The following is a 558-nucleotide window of genomic DNA, read 5'->3' as shown; positions in this document are numbered from 1 at the left end:
GTCCGAGCAGGGCGGCGCGGCGGCCGGCGGCGAGCGTGGGGGAGACCGCGGCGGGGTGGATCAAGGGGCGCATCGAGGGGTGGACGGCGGGGTGCACCGAGGGTCACCGGCCGCCGTCCTCGCTGCCTGGGACGCGCGCCGATCGCAGGCGTGGGCCGAGGGCGACGGCGCGGGCCTCGCCGGGCTCTATGCCGACGGTTCACGCACCGGTCGGGCCGACGTACGCCTGCTCCGGCACTACCGGGAGCGAGGCCTGCGGGTGGAGGGCCTCACGACGCAGGTGCTCTCGCTGGAGGTGCTCGAGCGTGGTCCGCACCGCCTCGTGCTGGTCGTCACGGACCGGGTGGCCGGGGGAGTGGCGGTCGGGGGTGCCGTCCCGGTGACGCTGCCGCGGGACCGGGCGTCCACGCGGCGGGTGGTGCTCACCCGCGAGCCGGGGCGACCGTGGCAGGTGGACGAGGTGCGTGACGCTGGCGTTGCTCAGGAGAGCGCGGCGGCCAGCACCTCGCGCACGTCCTCGTCCTCGAAGTCGTAGCCCGCACGCTCCAGCGCGGCGGG

The 558-nt window shown here is 77.1% G+C and carries 1 protein-coding gene; it reads left to right on the top strand.

Annotated elements, in window-relative coordinates; translation table 11 throughout:
• The first annotated feature begins 259 nt into the window (after window positions 1–259).
• The gene (locus FB586_RS18810) at window positions 260–535 is read left to right on the top strand and encodes a hypothetical protein (protein ID WP_136520866.1); all 276 of its coding nucleotides are present in this window, start codon (window positions 260–262) and stop codon (window positions 533–535) included.
• Window positions 536–558 lie beyond the last annotated feature (23 nt).

This window comes from Cellulomonas telluris, from assembly GCF_004886325.1.
GTDB lineage: Bacteria > Actinomycetota > Actinomycetes > Actinomycetales > Cellulomonadaceae > Cellulomonas > Cellulomonas telluris.
This window is presented reverse-complemented; position numbering and strand designations above follow the sequence as displayed.